Origin of the sequence: Promicromonospora sp. Marseille-Q5078, from assembly GCF_050315395.1 — a bacterium.
Taxonomy (GTDB): Bacteria; Actinomycetota; Actinomycetes; order Actinomycetales; family Cellulomonadaceae; genus Isoptericola.
In genome coordinates, this window is sequence record NZ_JBNPQG010000001.1 from 4,351,404 (window position 1) to 4,370,497 (window position 19,094).

20 protein-coding genes are annotated in these 19,094 nt (G+C 74.2%); 5 read left to right on the forward strand and 15 right to left on the reverse strand.

What is annotated here, in order from left to right; all coding sequences use genetic code 11:
* Positions 1-2: 2 nt before the first annotated feature.
* The 3 genes from ACQFYA_RS19995 to ACQFYA_RS20005 all read right to left on the reverse strand — a co-directional run bounded on the left by ACQFYA_RS19995 (position 3) and on the right by ACQFYA_RS20005 (position 2,180).
* On the reverse strand, positions 3-1,232 hold the full coding sequence (locus tag ACQFYA_RS19995) for a type II toxin-antitoxin system HipA family toxin (protein WP_499127074.1): 1,230 nt from the start codon (positions 1,230-1,232) through the stop codon (positions 3-5).
* A complete protein-coding gene (locus ACQFYA_RS20000) occupies positions 1,229-1,531 on the reverse strand; it encodes a helix-turn-helix domain-containing protein (protein WP_499127076.1) in 303 nt (100 codons plus the stop codon). The genes ACQFYA_RS19995 and ACQFYA_RS20000 overlap by 4 nt, the downstream gene beginning before the upstream one ends.
* Positions 1,532-1,595: 64 nt before the next feature.
* Complete coding sequence (locus ACQFYA_RS20005) at positions 1,596-2,180, reverse strand: TetR/AcrR family transcriptional regulator (RefSeq protein WP_499127078.1); 585 nt, start codon at positions 2,178-2,180, stop codon at positions 1,596-1,598.
* A gap of 87 nt (positions 2,181-2,267) precedes the next feature.
* Between ACQFYA_RS20005 and ACQFYA_RS20010 the strand changes: the two genes are divergently transcribed.
* Both ACQFYA_RS20010 and ACQFYA_RS20015 read left to right on the forward strand, forming a co-directional pair.
* Positions 2,268-2,582 carry a DMT family transporter gene (locus tag ACQFYA_RS20010; RefSeq protein WP_499127080.1) on the forward strand — a complete coding sequence of 105 codons (315 nt, stop codon included), beginning with the start codon at positions 2,268-2,270 and terminating at the stop codon, positions 2,580-2,582.
* A gap of 1 nt (position 2,583) precedes the next feature.
* On the forward strand, positions 2,584-2,949 hold the full coding sequence (locus ACQFYA_RS20015; RefSeq protein ID WP_499127082.1) for a DMT family transporter: 366 nt from the start codon (positions 2,584-2,586) through the stop codon (positions 2,947-2,949).
* Between the two features lie 10 nt (positions 2,950-2,959).
* Here the strand turns inward: ACQFYA_RS20015 and ACQFYA_RS20020 are convergent, their stop codons facing one another.
* The 11 genes from ACQFYA_RS20020 to ACQFYA_RS20070 all read right to left on the reverse strand — a co-directional run bounded on the left by ACQFYA_RS20020 (position 2,960) and on the right by ACQFYA_RS20070 (position 15,732).
* The gene (locus tag ACQFYA_RS20020) at positions 2,960-3,685 is read right to left on the reverse strand and encodes a TSUP family transporter (protein WP_499127084.1); all 726 of its coding nucleotides are present in this window, start codon (positions 3,683-3,685) and stop codon (positions 2,960-2,962) included.
* On the reverse strand, positions 3,682-5,229 hold the full coding sequence (gene pdxR, locus ACQFYA_RS20025; RefSeq protein WP_499127086.1) for a MocR-like pyridoxine biosynthesis transcription factor PdxR: 1,548 nt from the start codon (positions 5,227-5,229) through the stop codon (positions 3,682-3,684). The genes ACQFYA_RS20020 and pdxR overlap by 4 nt, the downstream gene beginning before the upstream one ends.
* A gap of 8 nt (positions 5,230-5,237) precedes the next feature.
* Positions 5,238-5,993: an SDR family NAD(P)-dependent oxidoreductase gene (locus tag ACQFYA_RS20030; RefSeq protein ID WP_499127089.1), complete on the reverse strand. Its 756-nt coding sequence runs from the start codon at positions 5,991-5,993 to the stop codon at positions 5,238-5,240.
* A 26-nt stretch (positions 5,994-6,019) separates the two neighbouring features.
* A complete protein-coding gene (locus ACQFYA_RS20035; protein ID WP_499127092.1) occupies positions 6,020-7,375 on the reverse strand; it encodes an aspartate aminotransferase family protein in 1,356 nt (451 codons plus the stop codon).
* A 121-nt stretch (positions 7,376-7,496) separates the two neighbouring features.
* Positions 7,497-8,465, reverse strand: coding sequence for a CobW family GTP-binding protein (locus ACQFYA_RS20040; RefSeq protein ID WP_499127095.1), 969 nt, complete (start codon positions 8,463-8,465; stop codon positions 7,497-7,499).
* A 1-nt stretch (position 8,466) separates the two neighbouring features.
* Positions 8,467-10,191 carry an amidohydrolase gene (locus tag ACQFYA_RS20045; protein WP_499127096.1) on the reverse strand — a complete coding sequence of 575 codons (1,725 nt, stop codon included), beginning with the start codon at positions 10,189-10,191 and terminating at the stop codon, positions 8,467-8,469.
* A gap of 11 nt (positions 10,192-10,202) precedes the next feature.
* Positions 10,203-11,234 carry an ABC transporter ATP-binding protein gene (locus ACQFYA_RS20050; RefSeq protein WP_499127099.1) on the reverse strand — a complete coding sequence of 344 codons (1,032 nt, stop codon included), beginning with the start codon at positions 11,232-11,234 and terminating at the stop codon, positions 10,203-10,205.
* Entirely contained in the window at positions 11,231-12,262 is a 1,032-nt protein-coding gene (locus tag ACQFYA_RS20055) for an ABC transporter ATP-binding protein (protein ID WP_499127101.1), read from the reverse strand. Before ACQFYA_RS20055 ends, ACQFYA_RS20050 begins: the two co-directional genes overlap by 4 nt.
* Positions 12,259-13,827 carry an ABC transporter substrate-binding protein gene (locus ACQFYA_RS20060; protein ID WP_499127103.1) on the reverse strand — a complete coding sequence of 523 codons (1,569 nt, stop codon included), beginning with the start codon at positions 13,825-13,827 and terminating at the stop codon, positions 12,259-12,261. The genes ACQFYA_RS20055 and ACQFYA_RS20060 overlap by 4 nt, the downstream gene beginning before the upstream one ends.
* Positions 13,824-14,783 (reverse strand): ABC transporter permease, encoded by a 960-nt coding sequence (locus ACQFYA_RS20065; RefSeq protein ID WP_499127105.1) that lies wholly within the window; start codon positions 14,781-14,783, stop codon positions 13,824-13,826. The genes ACQFYA_RS20060 and ACQFYA_RS20065 overlap by 4 nt, the downstream gene beginning before the upstream one ends.
* Before the next feature lies 1 nt (position 14,784).
* Positions 14,785-15,732 carry an ABC transporter permease gene (locus tag ACQFYA_RS20070; protein WP_499127107.1) on the reverse strand — a complete coding sequence of 316 codons (948 nt, stop codon included), beginning with the start codon at positions 15,730-15,732 and terminating at the stop codon, positions 14,785-14,787.
* A 400-nt stretch (positions 15,733-16,132) separates the two neighbouring features.
* Here ACQFYA_RS20070 and ACQFYA_RS20075 point away from each other — a divergent pair, with 400 nt between their 5' ends.
* Genes ACQFYA_RS20075 through ACQFYA_RS20085 form a run of 3 tightly spaced genes read left to right on the forward strand, consistent with a single transcriptional unit; the run spans position 16,133 to position 18,572 of the window.
* The gene (locus ACQFYA_RS20075) at positions 16,133-17,254 is read left to right on the forward strand and encodes an RDD family protein (protein WP_499127109.1); all 1,122 of its coding nucleotides are present in this window, start codon (positions 16,133-16,135) and stop codon (positions 17,252-17,254) included.
* On the forward strand, positions 17,251-17,880 hold the full coding sequence (locus ACQFYA_RS20080) for an SRPBCC family protein (protein WP_499127112.1): 630 nt from the start codon (positions 17,251-17,253) through the stop codon (positions 17,878-17,880). Before ACQFYA_RS20075 ends, ACQFYA_RS20080 begins: the two co-directional genes overlap by 4 nt.
* Positions 17,877-18,572 (forward strand): DUF4166 domain-containing protein, encoded by a 696-nt coding sequence (locus tag ACQFYA_RS20085; protein WP_499127114.1) that lies wholly within the window; start codon positions 17,877-17,879, stop codon positions 18,570-18,572. The genes ACQFYA_RS20080 and ACQFYA_RS20085 overlap by 4 nt, the downstream gene beginning before the upstream one ends.
* A gap of 19 nt (positions 18,573-18,591) precedes the next feature.
* Here ACQFYA_RS20085 and ACQFYA_RS20090 read toward each other — a convergent pair whose 3' ends face one another.
* Positions 18,592-19,086, reverse strand: coding sequence for a pyridoxamine 5'-phosphate oxidase family protein (locus tag ACQFYA_RS20090; protein ID WP_499127116.1), 495 nt, complete (start codon positions 19,084-19,086; stop codon positions 18,592-18,594).
* Between the last annotated feature and the right edge of the window lie 8 nt (positions 19,087-19,094).

The window sequence follows — 19,094 nt, forward strand, 5'->3', positions numbered from 1 at the left end:
GCTCAGCGGGCCTGCGGCCCGCCGTCAAGAACGTCCGCGAACGTCCGCTGTTCCGCTTCGCCGATACCGTTGACAGAGGCTACGTCCCGCCAGCGCGAGACGACGTCCGCGACGACGCGGACCTCGTCTCCGGCACGCTGCGCAGTGACCCCGAACTCCGGCGCCAGCTCCAGCAGTGCGTCGAACCGCGCGGCACGATCCTCGGCCACGAACCCGACCGACGTCGCCGCCGCACGCGCATCGGGATCCGGGTTGACGTCGAACGCGGGCGCCAACCGCCATCCCCCGCCGGCTCGCAGGAAACCGTGGTTGCGGAGGTGGTCGTCGGTGTTGTTCACCGCGACCGAGAGCAGGACACGCAGCCACAGCTCCCGCAGGTCTGCGCCTACCGCGGCGCCATGCGTCGCGAGCGCCTCCGCGACCTCGAGGTAGTCGTACGACGCTCCGTCGCGCCCCCCGACGAGCGAGAGCGCGCTCGCGTATCCGACCCGCCCGCGGTCGGACCGGTCGAATCGCTCGAGGAGGAGGACGGATCGGCCCTCGACGGTCACCAGGCGCCGCCTGGGCACCCGGATCCCGGCCTCGTCCGCCAGGTCGAGCACGACCTTCTCCCAGGCCATGACGTCCCACCGGTCACCGGGATGGGGGAACTTCGCGATGAGGAGCCGGCCACCGTCCCGGACCGACGCCTTCGGGCGCGCCCCGCCGAGAGAACCCGTCCCGGCATCAAGAAGCAGCTTGACCTCCGCGTAGTCCTCGTCACCCGAGGCCACGGCGTCCGCCGCGCGCAACAACCTCGGAAGCTCGACGATCCGCGGGACGTCCGGGTCTGGGGCAAGGAAGAGGTCGTCGCCGGCCCCGGTGTACCGCAAGGCGCCCTGACGGGTCAGGTCCGAGACCCCGACGAGATAGTCGACCTCACGAACGGCGGGGAGCGCCCCTCCCTCCCGGGCACGACGACGGACCTTCTTCTCGATCAGATTGCGCCCCCAGCGGTCGGGCGCGGCGTCGGCGAACGTCCCGGGCAAGCCGTCCACCTGGTGGCGAGCGACGGTCACAGGGAGGTCCGGGCTGATGGCGTAGGCGTCAGTGCGGGCGAGGAACGCGTCGGCGTAGGTGAACGACGTCGAGGTGCTCCTCCGACGCTCGGACACGTAGGCGGTCCCCGCTCGAACGGTCTCCCCGGCAAGGTCCACGTAGACGTCCAGCACGACCGTCCCCGTCGTGGTCATCGACGCACCCGTCGCGGAAGGGACTCTCCTGCCCGTGCCCGCCCGACATCGGTGTCGTACGGGTCGAGCGCGTCGACGACGCGGTCGAGCTGACCGAGAGCCCGCAGCACCGACAGGAGAGCGCCCGCCCCGACCGCCGGGTCACCATGCTCCACCCGCCGCAGCGTGCCTCGCGAGATACCGGCCCGTTCCGCAAGCTGTTCTGCAGTCAGCCCCTGCAGCTTGCGCCAGGTGACGACATGCTCGCCCAGCTCCGTCGCGGCCCTGCGCACCCGCACCGAGGGGGGCCTCGACACCATGGCGGACTCCTTAATGGTCGCTATATTGACCACAATCAAGGTTAACGAGCAGCGTGTCAACCCTTCAGGTGGCCCCACAGGAAGCACGGGCCAGGTGCGCGTCGAGCACGTCGAGCGCCCAGCCGGGGTCGGCGTCCGGGTCCTGCCGCACGACGTGCAGCGCCAGCCCGTCGACGAGTGCGTGCAGCTCGCGCACGTCGACGTCGGCGGGGTCCTGGCCGGTCAGGGCCCCGAGCGCCCGCGCGCACACCGCGCGGACGGCGTCCTGCGCGGCGTGGTGTCCCTCCCGCAGCCCGGGGTCGGTCATGGCCGCGGTGCCGAGGGCGAGGTAGACCTCCATCTCGGTGCGCCGCTCCGCGTCGAGCGGCAGCAGCTGCGCGAGCACGGCCCGCGCGCCGCCCGGGCCGGCGACGTCGACGGCGTCGACCCGCTCCCGCAGCCGCTCGACCACCAGCGCCACCGCCCGCTCGCGCACGCTGGCCACGGTGGGGAACGTGTAGCGCAGGGAGCTCTGCGGCAGGCCGGCCTCGGCGGCCACGTTGCGCACGGACAGGGCCTCGAGGCCGTCCCGCACGAGGACGCGCCACGCGGCCTCGGAGACCTGGCGCTGGCGTTCGTCGCGGTCGAGTCGTTGCGGCACGGCCCTCATGTTCGCACAGTCGTGCGAAGTGTGCTAGAACTTTCTTCGCACGATCGTGCGAAACCAAGACCGACCTCCCGAGAGGAGCGGACGAGCATGGACTGGCTGATCCTCGTCGGCGCCGGCGTCCTCGAAGCCGTCTGGGCCACTGCCCTGAGCGCGTCCCGAGGCTTCAAGCGCGTGGTGCCGACCGTCGTCTTCCTCGTCGCGATGGCCCTGAGCATGTGGGGCCTGGCGCACGCGATGCTGACCATCCCCGTCGGCACGGCCTACGCGGTCTGGGTCGGCGTGGGCGCCGTGCTCACGGTCGTCGTCGCGATCGCCCGCGGCGAGGAGCGGCTGTCCGTGGCCCGGGCCCTGCTGCTGATCGGCCTCGTCGGATGTGTCGTCGGACTCAAGGTGGTGAGCTGAGATGGCGTGGGCGATCCTGCTGGTGAGCGCCGTGCTGGAGGCCGTGTGGGCCACCGCCCTCGGCGCCTCCGACGGCTTCTCGAACCCCGGTCCCACGGTCGTGTTCGTCGTGGCCCTGACCCTGAGCATGCTCGGCCTCGGCTACGCGGCCAACCACATCCCGATCAGCACGGCCTACGCGATCTGGACCGGCATCGGCGCGGCGCTGACCGTCTCCTGGGCGATGGTCACCGGCACCGAGGCCGTCACGCTCCTCAAGGTCCTGTTCCTCGCGGGCATCATCCTGTGCGCCATCGGGCTCAAGGTCGTCAAGGACAAGCCGCGCGACGAGCCGCGCCCCGCGCGGAGCGCCGACGCCGCGGGGTGAGCCGCCCCGCTCACCCCGCGAGCGCGGAGACCACGAGGCTCGCGGCCGACACGACACAGAGCCACAGCGCCGCCGGCCGCACCGCCGCGGCGGGGATCCGCCGCACCAGCAGCCGCGCCACGCACCAGCCCAGCGCGACGCCGGGCGCGAGCCACCCCGCCGCCACGACGTCCTGCCGCCCCAGGTCGCCCGAGACGGCGTACGCGGCGAGCGAGACGACCGTGGTGGCCACGAAGAACGCCGAGAGGTTCGCCCGGTAGCGGACCGGGTCGTCCGCCCGGTACACGACGACGACCGGCGGGCCGGGCGTCGCGGCGATCGTGCTCAGCGCCCCGCCGAGGACGCCGGCACCGAGCAGCGTCGCCCGGCCCTGCCGCACAGTCCAGCCCGCGAGCCCGGCCACGGCGCCCACGGCGATGACCAGGCCGACGACCACCTCGGTCACCCGCTGGTCCATGAGGTCCACGAGCCAGAGCGCGCCGACGGCCGCCGGCACCGCGCCGACCGCCGCCCACCCCAGGTCGAGGTGCCGCAGCCCGCGCCGCTCGGACCACACCACCGCGAGCATCACGACGAGCGTGAGCAGCAGCAGCGGCCCCGGCACGAGCCGGGGGTCGATTAGCAGGAGCAGCGGGCCGCCGAGCACGCCGAACCCCGAGCCCGTCGCGAACTGCACGAAGGTCGAGACCGTGACGGCGGCGAGGGCGAGCACGAGGAGCCCGCCGTCGACCGTCATCGGTCCGCCGCCGGGGCCGCGGCCGGGTCGAGGGCGGTGCGCATGGCCTGCGCCAGCCGGTGGACGCCCGGCACGATCCTGGCCTGCGGGATGGCGTTGAACCCGACCCGCAGGTGGCGCCGCGGCGGGTCCGGGGTGAGGTGGTAGAGCTCGCCCGGGCTCACCAGGACGCCGCGCTCGCGGGCGAGCGCCGCGGCCCGCGTGCCGTCGAAGCCCTCCGGCCCGGTGAGCCAGTAGGAGAGGCCGCCCGTCGGCCGCTCGGGCAGGGCCCACGGCACCTCGTCCGCGAGGGCGTCGCCGAGCGTCTGCCACTTGGCCCGCAGGTCGACGCGGTGGCGGCGCAGCTGGCGGTGGTAGTCGCCGGAGGTGAGGAAGACCGCCAGCGCGCGCTGCACGTGGCCGCCGGGATGCTTGGTCTGGTAGTACCGCCGGTCCCGGAGCGCGCGGATCAGCGCGGCGTCGGCGACGACGAACCCGACCCGGAGCCCGGGCGCGAGGAACTTGGAGAACGTGCCGAGGTAGACGACCCGGCCGTGCGCGTCCCCCGACTTGATGGTCGGCGTGGGCGACCCCACGTACCGCACCTCGGAGTCGAAGTCGTCCTCGACCACGAGCATGTCCTGGGCGGTCGCGGCCCGGAGCAACGCGTCGCGGCGGGCCGCGCTGAGCGTGACGTTCGTGGGGTGGTGGTGGCTCGGCGTGACGTACAGGAGGTCGACGTCCGGGTCCGCGGGGAGCACCACCCCGTCGCGGTCCGTCGGGAACGGCGTGACCCGCGCGCCGGACCGGTGGAAGATCCGGGCCGCGTCCACGTAGCCCGGGTTCTCGACGCCGACCGACCGGCCGGCGTCGAGCAGCGCGGCCGCCAGGACGCTCAGCGCCTGCTGCGACCCGCTCGTCACGAGGATCTCGTCGGGCGCGGCGTCGATGCCCTTGGCGGGCAGCAGCATGGTGCGGATCGCCTCGACCAGGAGCGGGTCGTCGCGGTCCGCCGAGTCCCGCAGCGTGTAGCGGCGGTGCGGCCCGTCGAGCGCCGTCGTCACCGCGCGCAGCCACGCCCGCGACGGGAACGCCCGCTCCTCGACCTGGCCGGGGAGGAAGGGGTACGGGAAGTCCCGGTAGTCGGGCTCGACGACGCGGTCCCGCGGGAACGGGTCGCGCACGGGCACCACGTGGTCGGACCAGTCGGGCGCCTCGGGTGCGCTGGGTGCACCAGACGACCCGGGCGCCGCGGGCGACGCGCTCGGCGGAGCCTGCGACGCCGGGGCGGCGGCGGTCGCCGTCGCGCTCGGGTACAGGCCCGACCGCGGCCGCGCCTCGAGCAGGCCGAGGCTCACGAGCTCGGCGTACGCGGCGTTGATGGTGTTGCGCGAGACGCCCAGCTCGGCGGCCAGGTGACGCGACGACGGCAGCGGGCGGCGGGCCGGGAACGCGCCGCCCGCCAGGCCCCGCTCCACGTACGCCCGCACCTGCAGGTAGAGCGGCTCGCCCGAGCGCCGGTCGATCCACCCGCGCCCGGACGCGCGGGCGCCGCCGTCCGTCACCCGTGCCGTCAGGACTCGCGCCGGTGCACGACCTGCGCCGAGGTCTGGTCGCGCGCCAGCATGAGGATCTGGTCGATGTTGACGTGGGCGGGCCGCGTCGCCACCCAGCTCACCGTGTCCGCGACGTCCTCGGCCGTGAGCGGCTCGACCCCGGAGTAGACGGCGTCCGCCTTCGCCTGGTCGCCCTTGAACCGCACGAGCGAGAAGTCGGTGTGCACCATGCCGGGGTCGATCTCGCACACCCGCACGGGCTGGCCGAGCAGCTCCAGCCGCAGCACCCGGGTGAGCGCCGCCTCGGCGTGCTTGGCGGCGTTGTAGCCCGCGCCGCCCTTGTACGGCTCCCGCGCCGCGATGGAGCCGATCGTGATGACCTGGCCGTCCCCGGACGCGACGAGCTTGGGCAGCAGGGCCTTCGTGACCCGCACCGTGCCGAGCACGTTGACGTCGTACATCCACTTCCAGTCGTCAAGGTTGGCCTCGGCGAGGGAGTCGCTCCCGAGCGCGCCCCCCGCGTTGTTGACCAGCAGGTCGCAGCGCTCGACCTGCGCGGCGAACGCCTCGACGGAGTCGTCGTCGGTGACGTCGAGCGCGATCGCGGTGCCGCCGCACTCGGCGGCGACCTTCTCGAGCCGCTCGACCCGGCGGGCGCCGAGCACGACGTCGTAGCCGACGGCGGACAGCGCCTTGGCGGTGGCGGCACCGATGCCGCTGCTGGCGCCCGTGACGACGGCGACGGGGGCGTCAGCGGGATGGGTGATCGACATGGGAGATCCTCCTTGCGTTCCGGACGTCAGAGCGAGGCGCCGGTGTAGGCGTCGTCGGCCGCGCCGAGGGCGACGTCGAGGGCGCCCAGCGCCTCCTTGACCTCCGGCTCCGTGACGTTGAGCGGGGGTGCCAGGTGCACCCGATGGTAGTTGTTGAAGACGAGCAGCCCGTGCTGCTTCGCGGTGGCCAGGACGGCCTTGACCGCCGGGCTCGTGCCGCCGTACGGCGCCAGGGGCTCCTTCGTCGCCCGGTCGGTGACGAGGTCCAGCCCCCAGAACGCGCCCAGCCCGCGCACCTCGCCGATGCTGGGGTGCCGCTCGGCCAGGTCGTGCAGCCCGGGCCCCAGGAGGGTGCGGCCGATCTCGGCCGCGTTCTCCACCATGCGCTCGTCGGTCATCGCCTCGATCGTGGCGACGGCCGCGGCGGCGGCCAGCGGGTGCCCGGAGTAGGTGAGCCCGCCCGGGTAGACGCGGTGGGCGAACGTCTCGGCGATCGCGTCGGAGATGACGACGCCGCCCATCGGCACGTAGCCGGAGTTCACGCCCTTGGCGAAGGTGATGAGGTCGGGCGTCACGTCGAACTGCTCGACGGCGAACCAGGTGCCGGTGCGGCCGAAGCCCACCATCACCTCGTCCGCGACGTACACGATCCCGTACCGGTCGCAGATCTCCCGCACCCCGGCCAGGTAGCCGGGCGGCGGCGGCATGACGCCGGAGGTGCCGGCGACGGTCTCCAGGACGAGGGCCGCGAACGAGTCGGGCCCCTCGAACCGGATCGTCTCCTCGAGGTGCTCCAGCGCGCGGGCGCACTCCTCCTCCTGAGTGGTGGCGTGGAACGCCGACCGGTAAAGGAACGGGCCCCAGAAGTGCACGACGCCGGAGCGGCCGTCGTCGTTGGGCCAGCGGCGGTGGTCGCCCGACATGTTGATCGTGAGGTCGGTGCCGCCGTGGTAGCCGCGGTACTGCGTGAGGATCTTGCGGCGGCCGGTGTGCAGGCGCGCCATCCGCACGGCGTGCTCGACGGCGTCCGCTCCCCCGTTGGTGAAGAACACCATGGTCATCCCGTCCGGGGCCCGGTCGGTGATGAGCTTCGCGGCCAGCGCGCGCTTGTCGTTGGCGTGCGCGGGGGCGATCGTGCACAGGGTGGCGGCCTGCTCCTGGATCGCCGCGACGACCCGGGGGTGCTGGTGGCCGACGTTCGTGTAGACGAGCTGGCCCGAGAAGTCGAGGTAGCGGTGGCCGTCGGCGTCCCAGAGGTAGGAGCCCTCGGAGCGGGTGACGACCATCGGGTCGAGCTCCTGCTGCGCCGACCAGGAGTGGAAGACGTGGGCGCGGTCGAGCTCGTAGGTGAGACGCCCGGCGGCGTCCTGGGGTGCAGGCACAGATGCCTCCTCGATGTCGATGGGGGTGCTGATGAGGGTGCTGATGGGGCTGCCTCCACTGTGCGTGCCGGGGCCCCCTCCCGACAGCGCCAGACCCCGTGGTACCGGCGGGGTCCACGCGTTACGCCGCGGAAACGTCGTCCCGTCCGGGCACGCCGAGCAGCCCGGCCAGGCGGCACGCGGCGGCCGCGAGGGCCTCGGCCGCTCCCCCGCCCACGGCCACGAGGACGACCCCGGGCTCGGCGTGGGCGGCGTCGGCGCCGGCGGACGTCCGCTCGGCGACCTCCACCTGCCCGGGGACCGCCTGGACGACCACGCTGCCGCCGGCCGCCGAGCGGACCACGCCCTTGGCGCGCACGACGGCGGACGGCAGCGAGCGCAGCGTGCCGGCCAGCGCCGCCGGGTCGACCGGGCCGGCCAGCGGCACGAACCGCGTGACGTGCCCGTGCCCGTCGTCGGACGGCGGCGGGACTGGCGGAACCGCCTGGTCCTCCCGCGTCCCGGCGGCCGGCGGGCCCCCGAGCAGGTCCGCCGCGCGCAGGTCACCGCCGCGCGAGCGCAGCAGCCGGGCGCCCGGGGCGTGGCGGCGGGCCACCGCCTCCGCGGCGTCGACGGCCTCGGGCGCCGCGACGTCGCACCAGGTGAGGACGAGCACGTCGGCGCGGGAGAGCTGGGTGCGCACGACGTCGCCCACGTACCGGTCGCGGGCCTTGCGGACGACGGTCGTCACGTCCGCGCACACGACGGTGCGGCCCGGCGCGAGGCCGGGGAAGGCGCCCCACGTCGACAGGCCCGTCGGGTCGGCGATGCCGCTGGCCTCGACGACGACGTGGTCGAGGTCGTCCCGCGCGGCCAGCCGCCGCATGACCTCCCCGACCTCGCCGCGCAGCGAGCAGCACACGCAGCCGTCGGCGAGCTCGATCGTGTCCGCCGTGGCGCTCCGCACGAGCCGGCGGTCGACGTTCACGGTGCCGAAGTCGTTGACGACGACGCCGATCCTGCGTCCGTCCGCGGTGTCGAGCAGGCCGTTGAGCAGCGTCGTCTTGCCCGCTCCCAGGTAGCCGCCGAGGACGGTGACCGGGGTGTCCACGTCAGGCCCCGACGCCGACGGGCTCGGGGGCGGCGGCCGCGGCGGGCAGGCCGACCCGCGACGCGTGGTGCCGGCCCCCGACGACGGTGCCGAGCACCCGGATCGCGCCGATCTCGTCCTCGGGCACCGCGCAGGGGTCGTCGGCGAGCACGGCGAGGTCGGCGAGCTTGCCGGGCTCGATCGACCCGACCTCGTGGTCCATCTTCAGCAGGAACGCGCCCCCGAGCGTGACGGCCCGCAGCGCCTCGTCGACGGTGATCCGCTCGTGGGTGCCCATCACGCGGCCGGACGGCGTGCGCCGGGTGACGGCGTGCTGCACCGTCTTCAGCGGCCCGAGGGGGGTGACGGGCGTGTCGCAGTGCAGCGAGACCGGCACCCCGGCGTCGAGCGCGGAGCGCGCGGCGTTCATGCGCGCCGCCCGGTCGGGCCCCACGGTGACGTCCATGTGCTGGTCGCCCCACGCCCAGATGTGGTTGGCGAAGATGTTGGCGCCCATGCCGAGCGCGGCCATCCGCCGGTACTGGGCCGGCGTGGTCATCTGCGAGTGCGTGACGGTGTGGCGGTGGTCCGGGCGCGGGAACGCGGTGAGCACGCGCTCCATCACCTCGATGAAGAGCTGGGTGGCCTGGTCGCCGTTGCAGTGCACGTGGACCAGCAGGCCCGCGCGGTGGAAGATCGTCAGCGACTCCTCGAACTCCTCCGGGGTCATGCCCCAGATGCCGTTCGGCCGCCCGCCCAGGTACCCCGGCTCGAGCAGCCGGGCCGTGAACCCCTGGATGGAGCCGTCCAGCATGAGCTTCACGTGGCCGAACCGCACGAGGTCCGTGCTCTCCTCCGCGAGGGCGACGATCCGCGCCACCGCCTCCTCGGCCCGCACCGACGACGCGCCCGCAGACCCGAAGTGGAACGCGCTGATCCGGGCGGGGAAGTCGCCGGTCGCGGTGTCCAGGTAGACGCGCTCCCCGCCCGGCCGCGCCAGCGCGACCGAGCCGAGGTCGGTCAGCGTGGTGGCGCCCTGGTTGACCGCGTCCTGGGCGAAGGCCCGCAGCGAGCCGGCCGACAGCTCCATGAGGTTGCCGCCGATCACCGCCCACACGAGGCCCATCGCCGCGAACTCCTGGAGCTCGCCCGTGGGCTCGCCGTCCGGGCCCATGACCACGCCCTCCACGCGCGTGTCCCGGGAGATGCCCGCGAGCTCGAGCAGCCGCGAGCCCGCGACGCAGATGTGCCCGCTGGCGTGCTGCAGGTGGACGGGCCGCGTCGTGGTGACCCGGTCGAGCTCGGCCGCGCCGAACGTCTCGCCCGGGAAGAACAGCGGGTCGAACCCCCAGGCGCGCAGCGGCTCCTCCGGGTCGCCGAGCTGCCGCTCCGCCTCGCGGAGGCGCTCGATCACGGCGTCGATCGAGTCGCAGCCGGGCCACACCCGGCCGTCGGGCGCCGTGCGCTCGAACCGGCCCACGTAGACGCTGTCCCACGACCCGCCGGACGACGCGTGGCTGTGCGCCTCGACGAACCCCGGGAGCAGCACGGCGTCGGCGTACCGGTCGTCGACGCGGTCCGGGTGGTACGCCGCCAGCTCCTCGAGGGTGCCCACGGCGAGGACGCGGTCGCCGCGCACGGCGACGGCGTCGGCGGTGGGCCGGGCGGGGTCCATGGTCCGCACGAGGCGGGCGGGGTAGACGACGGTCTCGGCGGTGATCGGTCCGGCGGCGGGGATCTCGGGCATCGCGGGCTCCTTCAGGCGGTGACGGGGTCGGTCGGGGCGGCAGCCGGCGGACCGACGGGGATGTCGGCGGGCAGCAGCGGCGAGCCCGCGTGGTGGCAGGCGGCGACGTGCTCGCCGGCCGAGTCGACGTGGTCGCGCAGCGGCGGACGCTCGGTGCGGCACTCGTCGGTCGCGAGCCAGCAGCGGGACGCGAACGCGCACCCGGGGTAGCGGTGGCGCGGGCTGGGCAGGTCGCCGCTCAGCACGATGCGCTCGCGGGCGGCGCCGCTCGGGTCCGGGACGGCCGACAGCAGCGCCCGCGTGTACGGGTGCTGCGGGTCGCGGAAGATCTGCTCCGTCGGCCCGATCTCCACCACTCGGCCGAGGTACATGACCGCGACCCGCGTGGCGAGGTGCCGCACGACGCCCAGGTTGTGCGAGATGAACAGGTAGGTGAGGTCGCGCTCGCGCTGCAGCTCCTGGAGCAGGTTGAGGATCTGCGCCTGGATCGACACGTCGAGCGCCGACGTCGGCTCGTCGAGGACGAGGAAGTCGGGCTCGCCCGCGAGCGCCCGCGCGATGGCGATGCGCTGCCGCTGCCCGCCGGAGAACTCGTGCGGGCGGCGCTCGTGCTGCTCGGCGGGCACGCCCACCCGCTCGAGGGTCTCCGCGGCCCGGCGGCGGGCCTCGGCCCGTCCCGTCCCGGCGGCGACCAGGGGCTCCGCGACCGAGCGCAGCACGGTGAACCGCGGGTCCAGCGAGTCGTTGGGGTCCTGGAAGACCATCTGCATGCGTCGCCGGGTCGAGCGCAGGGCGCCGCGCCGCAGGGTCGAGGTGTCGGTGTCGTCGAAGACCACGCGCCCCTGGGTGGGCTCGCGCAGCAGCAGCGCGGCCCGGGCGAGCGTGGACTTGCCGCAGCCGGACTCGCCGACGAGCCCGAGGGTCTCGCCGCGGCGCACGTAGAACGTCACGTCGTCCAACGCGCGGACCGGGGCGCCGCCCCGGGCGGGGAAGTCCTGCTGCAGCCCCTCGACGTAGACCAGGTAGTCGTGCGGGTCGTTCATCGGTCCTCCCCTTCCGTGACGTCGGCGAGCACGCAGCGCACCCGGCGGCCGTCGCCGGGCACGGTGCGCAGGGCCTGCGGCGCCCCGCACTCCGGCCGCGCGGCGGGGCACCGGGGCGCGAAGCGGCAGCCCGCGCGGGCGCGGTCGTCGGCCGTGATGCCGCCCCGGATGGTCGGCAGGTCCGTGCCGGGCTCGTGGTCCACCGTCGGGATGCTCGCGAGCAGCCCGGCGGTGTACGGGTGGCCGGGCGCCGACAGCACCTCGGCCGGCGTGCCCTCCTCGATCACCTGGCCCGCGTACATGACGACGACGCGGTCGCAGGTCTCGGCGATGACGCCGAGGTCGTGGGAGACGAGCACCACCGCGGTGCCCGTGCGGTCCCGCAGGTCGCGCAGGAGGTCGAGGATCTGCGCCTGCACGGTGACGTCGAGCGCCGTCGTCGGCTCGTCCGCGACGAGCAGCCGGGGCTCGGCCGCCATCGCGATGGCGATCATGATGCGCTGGCGCATGCCGCCCGACATCTGGTGCGGGAACTGCTTGAGGCGCAGCTCCGGCTCCGGCACCTGCACGAGGCGCAGCAGCTCGAGGGCGCGCGCCCGCTCGCCGACGCGGTCGGCGCGCCGGCCGGTGGACCGGCCGTGCAGCCGCAGCACCTCGACGATCTGGTCCCCGATCCGCATCACGGGGTTCAGGGCGTTCATCGGCTCCTGGAAGATCATCGACACGTCGTTCCCGCGCACGGCCTGCAGGTCGCGGTCGCTGCGGCCGACGAGGTCGTGCCCCGCCACCGCCATGCGGCGGGCCCGCACGGATGCCGACGACGGGAGCAGGCCGAGCAGCGAGAGCCCGATGCTGGACTTGCCGCAGCCGGACTCCCCGATGATGCCGAGGATCTCGCCCGGCGCGACGGTCAGGGAGACGTCGGAGACGGCGTCGGGGCCGCCCGTGTAGCCGATGGACAGGCCGTCGACGTCGAGCGCGAGCGTCATGGTGGCGGCCGTCGGGGTCTCGGTCAGGGTCGTCGTCATGGGACCAACCACGCTTCCTCGAGGTGCTTGCGGAACGAGTAGGGGTCGACGTCGTAGTCCTGGAGGCGGGGCGACCAGATCTCCTGCCGCTGGGCCACGACGTAGGGGACGAGCACGAGGACCTGGTCCGCCACCTCGTCCTCGAGCTGCTCGAGGATCGCGGTGCGGGCCTCGGGGTCCGCGGTCGCGACGTACTGCCCGAACAGGGCCGACGCCGCCTCGCCCGCGGCGCCCGTCTTGTTCATCGGGGTGGGGGCGAGGAACGGGGCGAAGTACCCCGAGGGGTCGGGCTGGGCGGTGCCGGGCACCACGGTGAGGCCGGTGTACGAGCCGGAGACGTAGCCCGCGAGGATGTCGGCCCACGGGGCGGGATGGAGCTTCAGGGTGATGCCCACGTCCTTGAGCTGCTCCTGCATGACCTCGTACAGGGCCACGTCGCGCGCGAACGCGGCGTCGCTCGGGTAGGTCAGGGTGACCGTCGGGTCCTCGACGCCGCTCGCGGCGAGCAGCGCGCGCGCCTTCGCGGCGTCGTGCATGTAGTGCGGGGTGTCGGCGTCGGGGCCGACGGACGCCGGGTCGCCGACCGGGACCACGAGCGACGGCTCGCCGTACCCGTACGACGCGAGCGTCGCGAGCTGGTCCCGGTCCAGCCCGGTGGACAGGGCCTGCCGGAACTCCGTGCTGGCGAGCGGGCCGCTCGTCGTGTCGACGTAGATGGTGAGGTCGCGGGTCTTGGCGTTCTGCCCGACCTGGAACCCCTCCTGCTCCACCTGCTCGGAGAGCTGCTGGTCGCCGATCCAGATCGCGTCGACCGTGCCCTGCCGCAGGGCGGCGAGGCGCGCCTGGTCGTCGGGGATGATCCGGAAGTCGATCCCGTCGAGGTACGGGTGCGGGGCGTCCCAGTAGTGCGGGTTGCGGCGCAGGGAGAGCACCACGTTGTCCTGCCACGCGGTCAGCCGGAACGGGCCGGTGCCCAGCGCGGTGCGCTGGCGCTCCTCGGGCGGGGTGGAGGTGTACCAGTCCTTGCTCACGATCACGCCCGTCCCCTCGCCGGCGACGAGGTTGAGGAACGCCCCGCTCGGCGTCGACAGCCGGAACTCGACCGTGCGGTCGTCGACGGCCACGACCGAGTCGAGCGCGGTGAGCATGCTGGCCTGCGCGGCGCCCGACTCCTTCATCGTGTCGAAGGAGAAGATCACGTCGTCGACGGTGAGCGGCGAGCCGTCCGAGAAGGCCGCGCCGTCGCGCAGGGTGAACCGGTACGTCGTCGGGTCGACCTCCTTCCAGCTCTCGGCCAGGCCCGGCTGGATCGTCCCGTCGTCGTCCTTGGTGAGCAGCGACTCGTAGATCTGCACGTACACGTTCTGCGCGGCGAACGACGCGGCCACGTACGGGTCGATGCCGCCCGCGACGGGCTGCACGTCCGTGCCGTACTGGAGCACGCCGCCGGCCACCGGCTCGTCCGGCACCTCGCCCACGGCGTCGGCGCCGGCGCAGCCCGCGAGCAGGAGCGCGACCGTCACCAGGCCGGCCAGCAGGCCGGCTCCCCGGGTGCTGCGGCTCATCGGGCCACCTCGCTCTCGTCGGAGGGGTCGTCGGCGCGCACCACGAGCGGGCGGGCCTGGTCGACGGCGACGTGCGTGTCGCCCTTGCGGGGGGAGAGCACCTGCTGGAGGCCGTCGGCGACGAGGTTCCACCCGATCGTCAGCAGCACGATGAGCGCGGAGGGCAGGACGACCAGCCACGGGTCGCGCGCCATGAACCGGGTGGCGTCGGAGATCATCCGGCCGGCCGACGGGTCGGGCGGGACCACCCCCTGGCCGAGGAACGACAGGATCGACTCGAGCAGGACGACCATCGAGGCGGTGGCCGCGAACTGCACGAACAACGGGGTCAGCACGTTGGGCAGCAGGTGGTGCAGGGCGATCGGCCCGCGCCGGACGCCGGCGATCTCCGCCGCGACGACGAAGTCGCGCTCCCGCATCGCGATCACCGGGGCGCGCATGACGCGGGCGAACCCGGGGGCGCAGATGACCGCGAGGGAGAGGATCAGGGGCCAGGTGCCGTCGCCGACGATGACCCCGATGACCAGGGCCAGCAGGATCGCCGGCATGGCCAGCATGACGTCGACCGCCCGCATGATCACGGTGTCCACCGCCCCGCCGAGGTAGCCGGCGAGGATGCCGGCCGCCGAGCCGGCGGCCGCGGCGAGCACCGTGGCCGCCGTCGAGATCAGCAGGCCGGTACGGGCGGCGGCGGCGAGCCGCGTGAGGTTGTCGCGGGCCAGGTTGTCGGTGCCGAGCAGGTGGCCGCTCCCCGGGCCGGCGAACGGGTCGTCGCCGATCTGGGTGATCGTCCACGGGCTCACGAGCGGCACGAGCACCGCGAGGAGGAGCAGCCCGAGCAGGATCGCGGCCCCGGCCGTGAGGGCGGAGCTCCCGGTCAGGCGGCGCAGGCCCGGGAGCCGGAGCGCGAGGGGCCGCCGCAAGGCCCGGGGGTCGAGGGTCGCAGCGCCGGCCATGTCAGCTCACCGTCCTGATCCGAGGGTCGATGACCGGGTACAGCAGGTCCACGACGAGGTTGATCGCGATGTACACCGCCCCGAGCACCAGGACGCAGGCCTGGATCGTGGGGTAGTCGGAGGAGTTCAGCGCCTCGATGAGCAGCGACCCCATGCCCGGGATCGCGAAGATGTTCTCGACGATGATCGTGCCGCCGACGAGGGTGCCGAGCTGGATGCCGACGACCGTCGTCACCGGCACGAGCGCCGACCGGACGGCGTGGCGCCGCACGAGGTAGCCCGTCGAGGCACCCTTCGCGCGGCCGGTGCGCACGAAGTCCTGCGAGAGCACGTCGATCACCATGTTGCGCGTGTAGCGGCTGAGGGTCCCCGCCATCGGCAGCGACAGCACCAGCGCCGGCACCAGCATGTGGGCCACGGAGGCCGCGGGGTCCTCGGCGAACGGGGTGTACCCGATGAGGTCGAGCCGCAGGGTGCGGGAGTTGACCATCACCACGATCGTGCCGATGACGAACGCCGGGACGGACAGGGCGAGGAACGAGGCCGCTCGGACGGTCGTGTCGGCGGGCCGGCCGGTGCGCACGGCCGCGAGCACGCCGGCCGGGACGCCGACGGCGATCGCGAGCACGGAGGCCACGACGGCGAGCTGCAGGCTCGCCGGGAGCCGGTCGGCGATCTGCGCGCCGATCTCGAACGGGCGGGTCAGCGAGGTGCCGAAGCTGCCGTGCAGCACCCCGCCGATCCAGTCGAGGTACTGCTGGTACCAGGGGACGTCGAGGCCGAGCTGGGCGCGGATCGCCTCCAGCTGGGCGGGGTCGGGGTTGGTGGTGTCCAGGTACTGCGCGGCGGGGTCGCCGGGCATGAGCCTGACCATCCCGAACACGAGCAGGGACAGCAGGAACAGGACGAGAACGGCGATGCCGAGTCTTCGGGCCAGGAACGTCGTCATGGTGCTCCTCGGGGGCTGGGGTCGAGCTGTTACGACCGTCTCCCGAACGGCTTCCCGGGCACAGGGCCAGACCCTGCGGCTCCCGGTCGGCCCAGACGTAACCTGCGAAACCCCGTCGTGACGACGCCGTTACGCGGTGCCGACGACGACGGCCCCCGGAGCGCCCTCTCTCGTGCCGACGAGATCCCGGAGATCGCCCCGCTCGCGGCGTCGCTGCACGCCGGCGCCGCGGTCTGACGACCCGCCCCACGGCTGTGGGTACGAATTCGGCTGGAATCCGGGGCCGAATTCTGACCAATCTCGTACCCACAGCGACGGGGTGGCGCCTGTCAGCATCGTCGCCTGAGCGCGGGCTGGACACCCTATGGACGGACCAGGGTGCCCGTGGAAACATCCCGCCATGACCTCGACGACGCCGGCCGCCCCTCCGGCGCCCCCGGTCGTGCCCCCGGTCGGCGACGCGCTCGGGCCCTTCACCGACGACAGGCCGTGCGCCCCGTGGGGCCTGCGGGTCCTCGCGACGCTGCTCGACTCCGCCCTGATCGCCTCGGTCGCGTTCCTCGCCACGGGCCACGCCCCGGCGCTCGCCGCGCTCCCCGGCGTGGGCCAGGACGCCGACGCCCCCGACGCCCCCACCGCGGCGTGGATCGCGGGCACGCTGCTGGTGCTCGGAGCCCTCCAGGCGTACACCGGCATGACGCCGGGCAAGCGGGTCGCGGGCATCGCGGTGGTCGACGACCGCTCCGGCCGCCCGATCGGGCTGCCCGGCACGGTGCTGCGCTGGTTCGCCCACGTGCTCGACACGATCCTGCTCATCGGCTACCTGCGCTCCGCCTTCCGCAGCGACGGGCGCACGTTCGCCGACTCCCTGCTCGGCACCGTCGCCGTGCGCACCACCACGCCCGAGCTGCACCCCCTCGTCGCCCGCCTCCGGGCGGCCCGTGACGCCCGGGCCCCGTGGCTGCGCTGGCCGCGGCGCGTCACCTACGCCGTCGCGCTGGTGCTGTGCGCCGCGGCGGCGGCGATGAGCGTCACCAGCGGCAGCGGGGGGAGCACCCAGGCGTCCGAGCACGACACGTCGTGCGTCGGCACCGGGGACTTCGCCGCGTCGGCGGTCTTCGCCAGCTCGCGGGACACGTCGTGGGACTCCCGGCTCGGGATCACCCGCACGACCGAGCAGCGCTGGCACGTCTCGGTGGCCTGGTCCACGGGCCTCGGCATCGACGCGAGCGACAACCCCGAGGTGGGCACCACCACGGCCGCCGTGGCGGTGGCGTCGCCCGAGAGGGGTGACTTCACCTCGGGCGTCCCGTTCGGCGGAGCCGTCGAGCGGGACGACGGCGTCGGCGACCTCGGGGTGTCGGTGCCCGACGAGGTGGCGTCCGCGACCGTCGCCGTGCCCGAGGACCCGGGCGGCTGGATCGCCCGCGCGGCGCTCATGGACGAGCACGGGTCGGTGGTGGCCGAGTGCTCGGCCACGGTGCCGACCATCGACGCGGACCCCGTCCCGGACCGGCTGTGACCCGCCGCGGCATCTACGTCGAGACGAGGATCGACGCACCGCTCGAGACGGTCTGGGCGCTGACCCAGGACCCGGCGCAGCACGTGCGCTGGGACGTCCGGTTCTCGCGCATCGTGCCGACGACGCCCACCGCCGGAGGCGCGACGCGGTTCACGTACACGCGCCGCACGCCGGTCGGGACGGTCGCGGGCGACGGCGTGAGCATCGGCGAGTCGGCCCGGCCGGACGGCACGCGCACGTCGGCGCTGCGGTTCGCCACCACCGACCGGCGCTCACCGATCCGCGCGGGCCGGGGCTACTGGCGGTACACGCCGGACGGCGACGGCGTCCGGTTCGTGACTGGCTACGACTACGACCCCGGCTGGGGCCGCGTGCTGGATCGCGTCGCCCGGCCGGTGCTCGGCTGGGCGACGGCGTGGAGCTTCGACCGCCTGCGGCTGTGGGCCGAGCGCGGGGAGGAGCCCGAGCGCTGGCCGCTGTGGAGCGTGCTGTGGGTGTGGCGCTCCGACCGGCCGCGCGCCGGCCGCTGCCGGCGCGCCCCCGCGCGCGGCCGCCGTCGCGACGACCACCTGCGCGACGCCCCCAGGACCCTCGACACCCTGCCCGCCCCGGAGGCCGGTCCATGAGCTCCCCCACGACCGACGCCGACACCCGGTCGATCTTCCGCCGCACGATGGGCGCCGAGTTCGAGCGCCTGCACCCGATGCTGCAGCGCCGGTTCGACGTCGGGCTGGGCGGCGGCGAGGCGTGCGTCGGGACCGGCGTGATGACGGAGATCCGTCGCGGGCCGTGGTGGACGGTGCCGTTCCTGCAGGTGGGGCGGCTGCGCAACATCCTCGTGCCCGACGTCGGCACCGACGTGCCGTTCACGATCGAGAACTACCCGTACCGCGACCCGCTCGGCCGCGAGACGGTGACGTTCGTGCGGTCCTACGACGTGCGCGGGCGACGCCGCCGCTTCGACGCGACGATGATCGACGTCGGCGGTTCGGTCGTGGACTACCTCGGCACCCACCAGCACCTCGCCGTCGACCTCGACCTGCACGTCGACGAGGACGGCGGGCTCGTCCTCACGTCCGACGCCCAGCGGTTCTACGCGGGCCCGGTGGGGTTCCGCTTCCCGATGCTCTTCAGCGGCCGCGCCCTGCTGCGCGAGCGGTACGACGACGCGACCCAGCGGTTCGAGGTGGACCTGCGCGTGACCAACCACCGCTTCGGCTTCCTGTTCGGCTACCGCGGCTGGTTCACGTGCACCTGGGAGCCCGCGACCGACGCGCCCGACCGGCTCAAGCCCGTCCGGCACGAGCGCCGCACCTGAGAGCGGCGCCCACGCCGGGTCACGGGCGGAACCTCGTCTGCCCGTGCGGGGACTTGGCGAACGCGAGGATCTTGTCCACGGCGACGCGGTAGACGAGCGCCCGCTGCCCGTGCGGGTCGAAGGACTCGTCGTCGTTCTCGAAGTCCCACGCGCCGCCGTACTTGGCGCGGTAGGCGTCGGCGAGCCGACGCAGCTCCGGCCCGCCCGTGGCGCGGACGGCCGTGCCCTCGACGACGACGTCGAGCCCGTCGTCCCAGGCGTCCGACCCGATGGTGACCGCCACCAGCGCGCCGTGCGCGAGGTTGCGGGCCTTCTGCTCGTCGGGGCCGGTGCAGAACACGAAGGCGTCGTCGACCCACAGGCCGACGAGGGGCGTGACGTGCGGACGGCCGTCGGCGCGCACGGTGGTGAGGCGGTAGAGAGTCGCGCCCGTCAGCGCGGAAGCGACCTCCCCCCACGGCGTGGGCGCGGTGGCCTCGCTGAAGCGGGCGTCCAGGGTTCCGGTGAAGGTCATGACGTGGC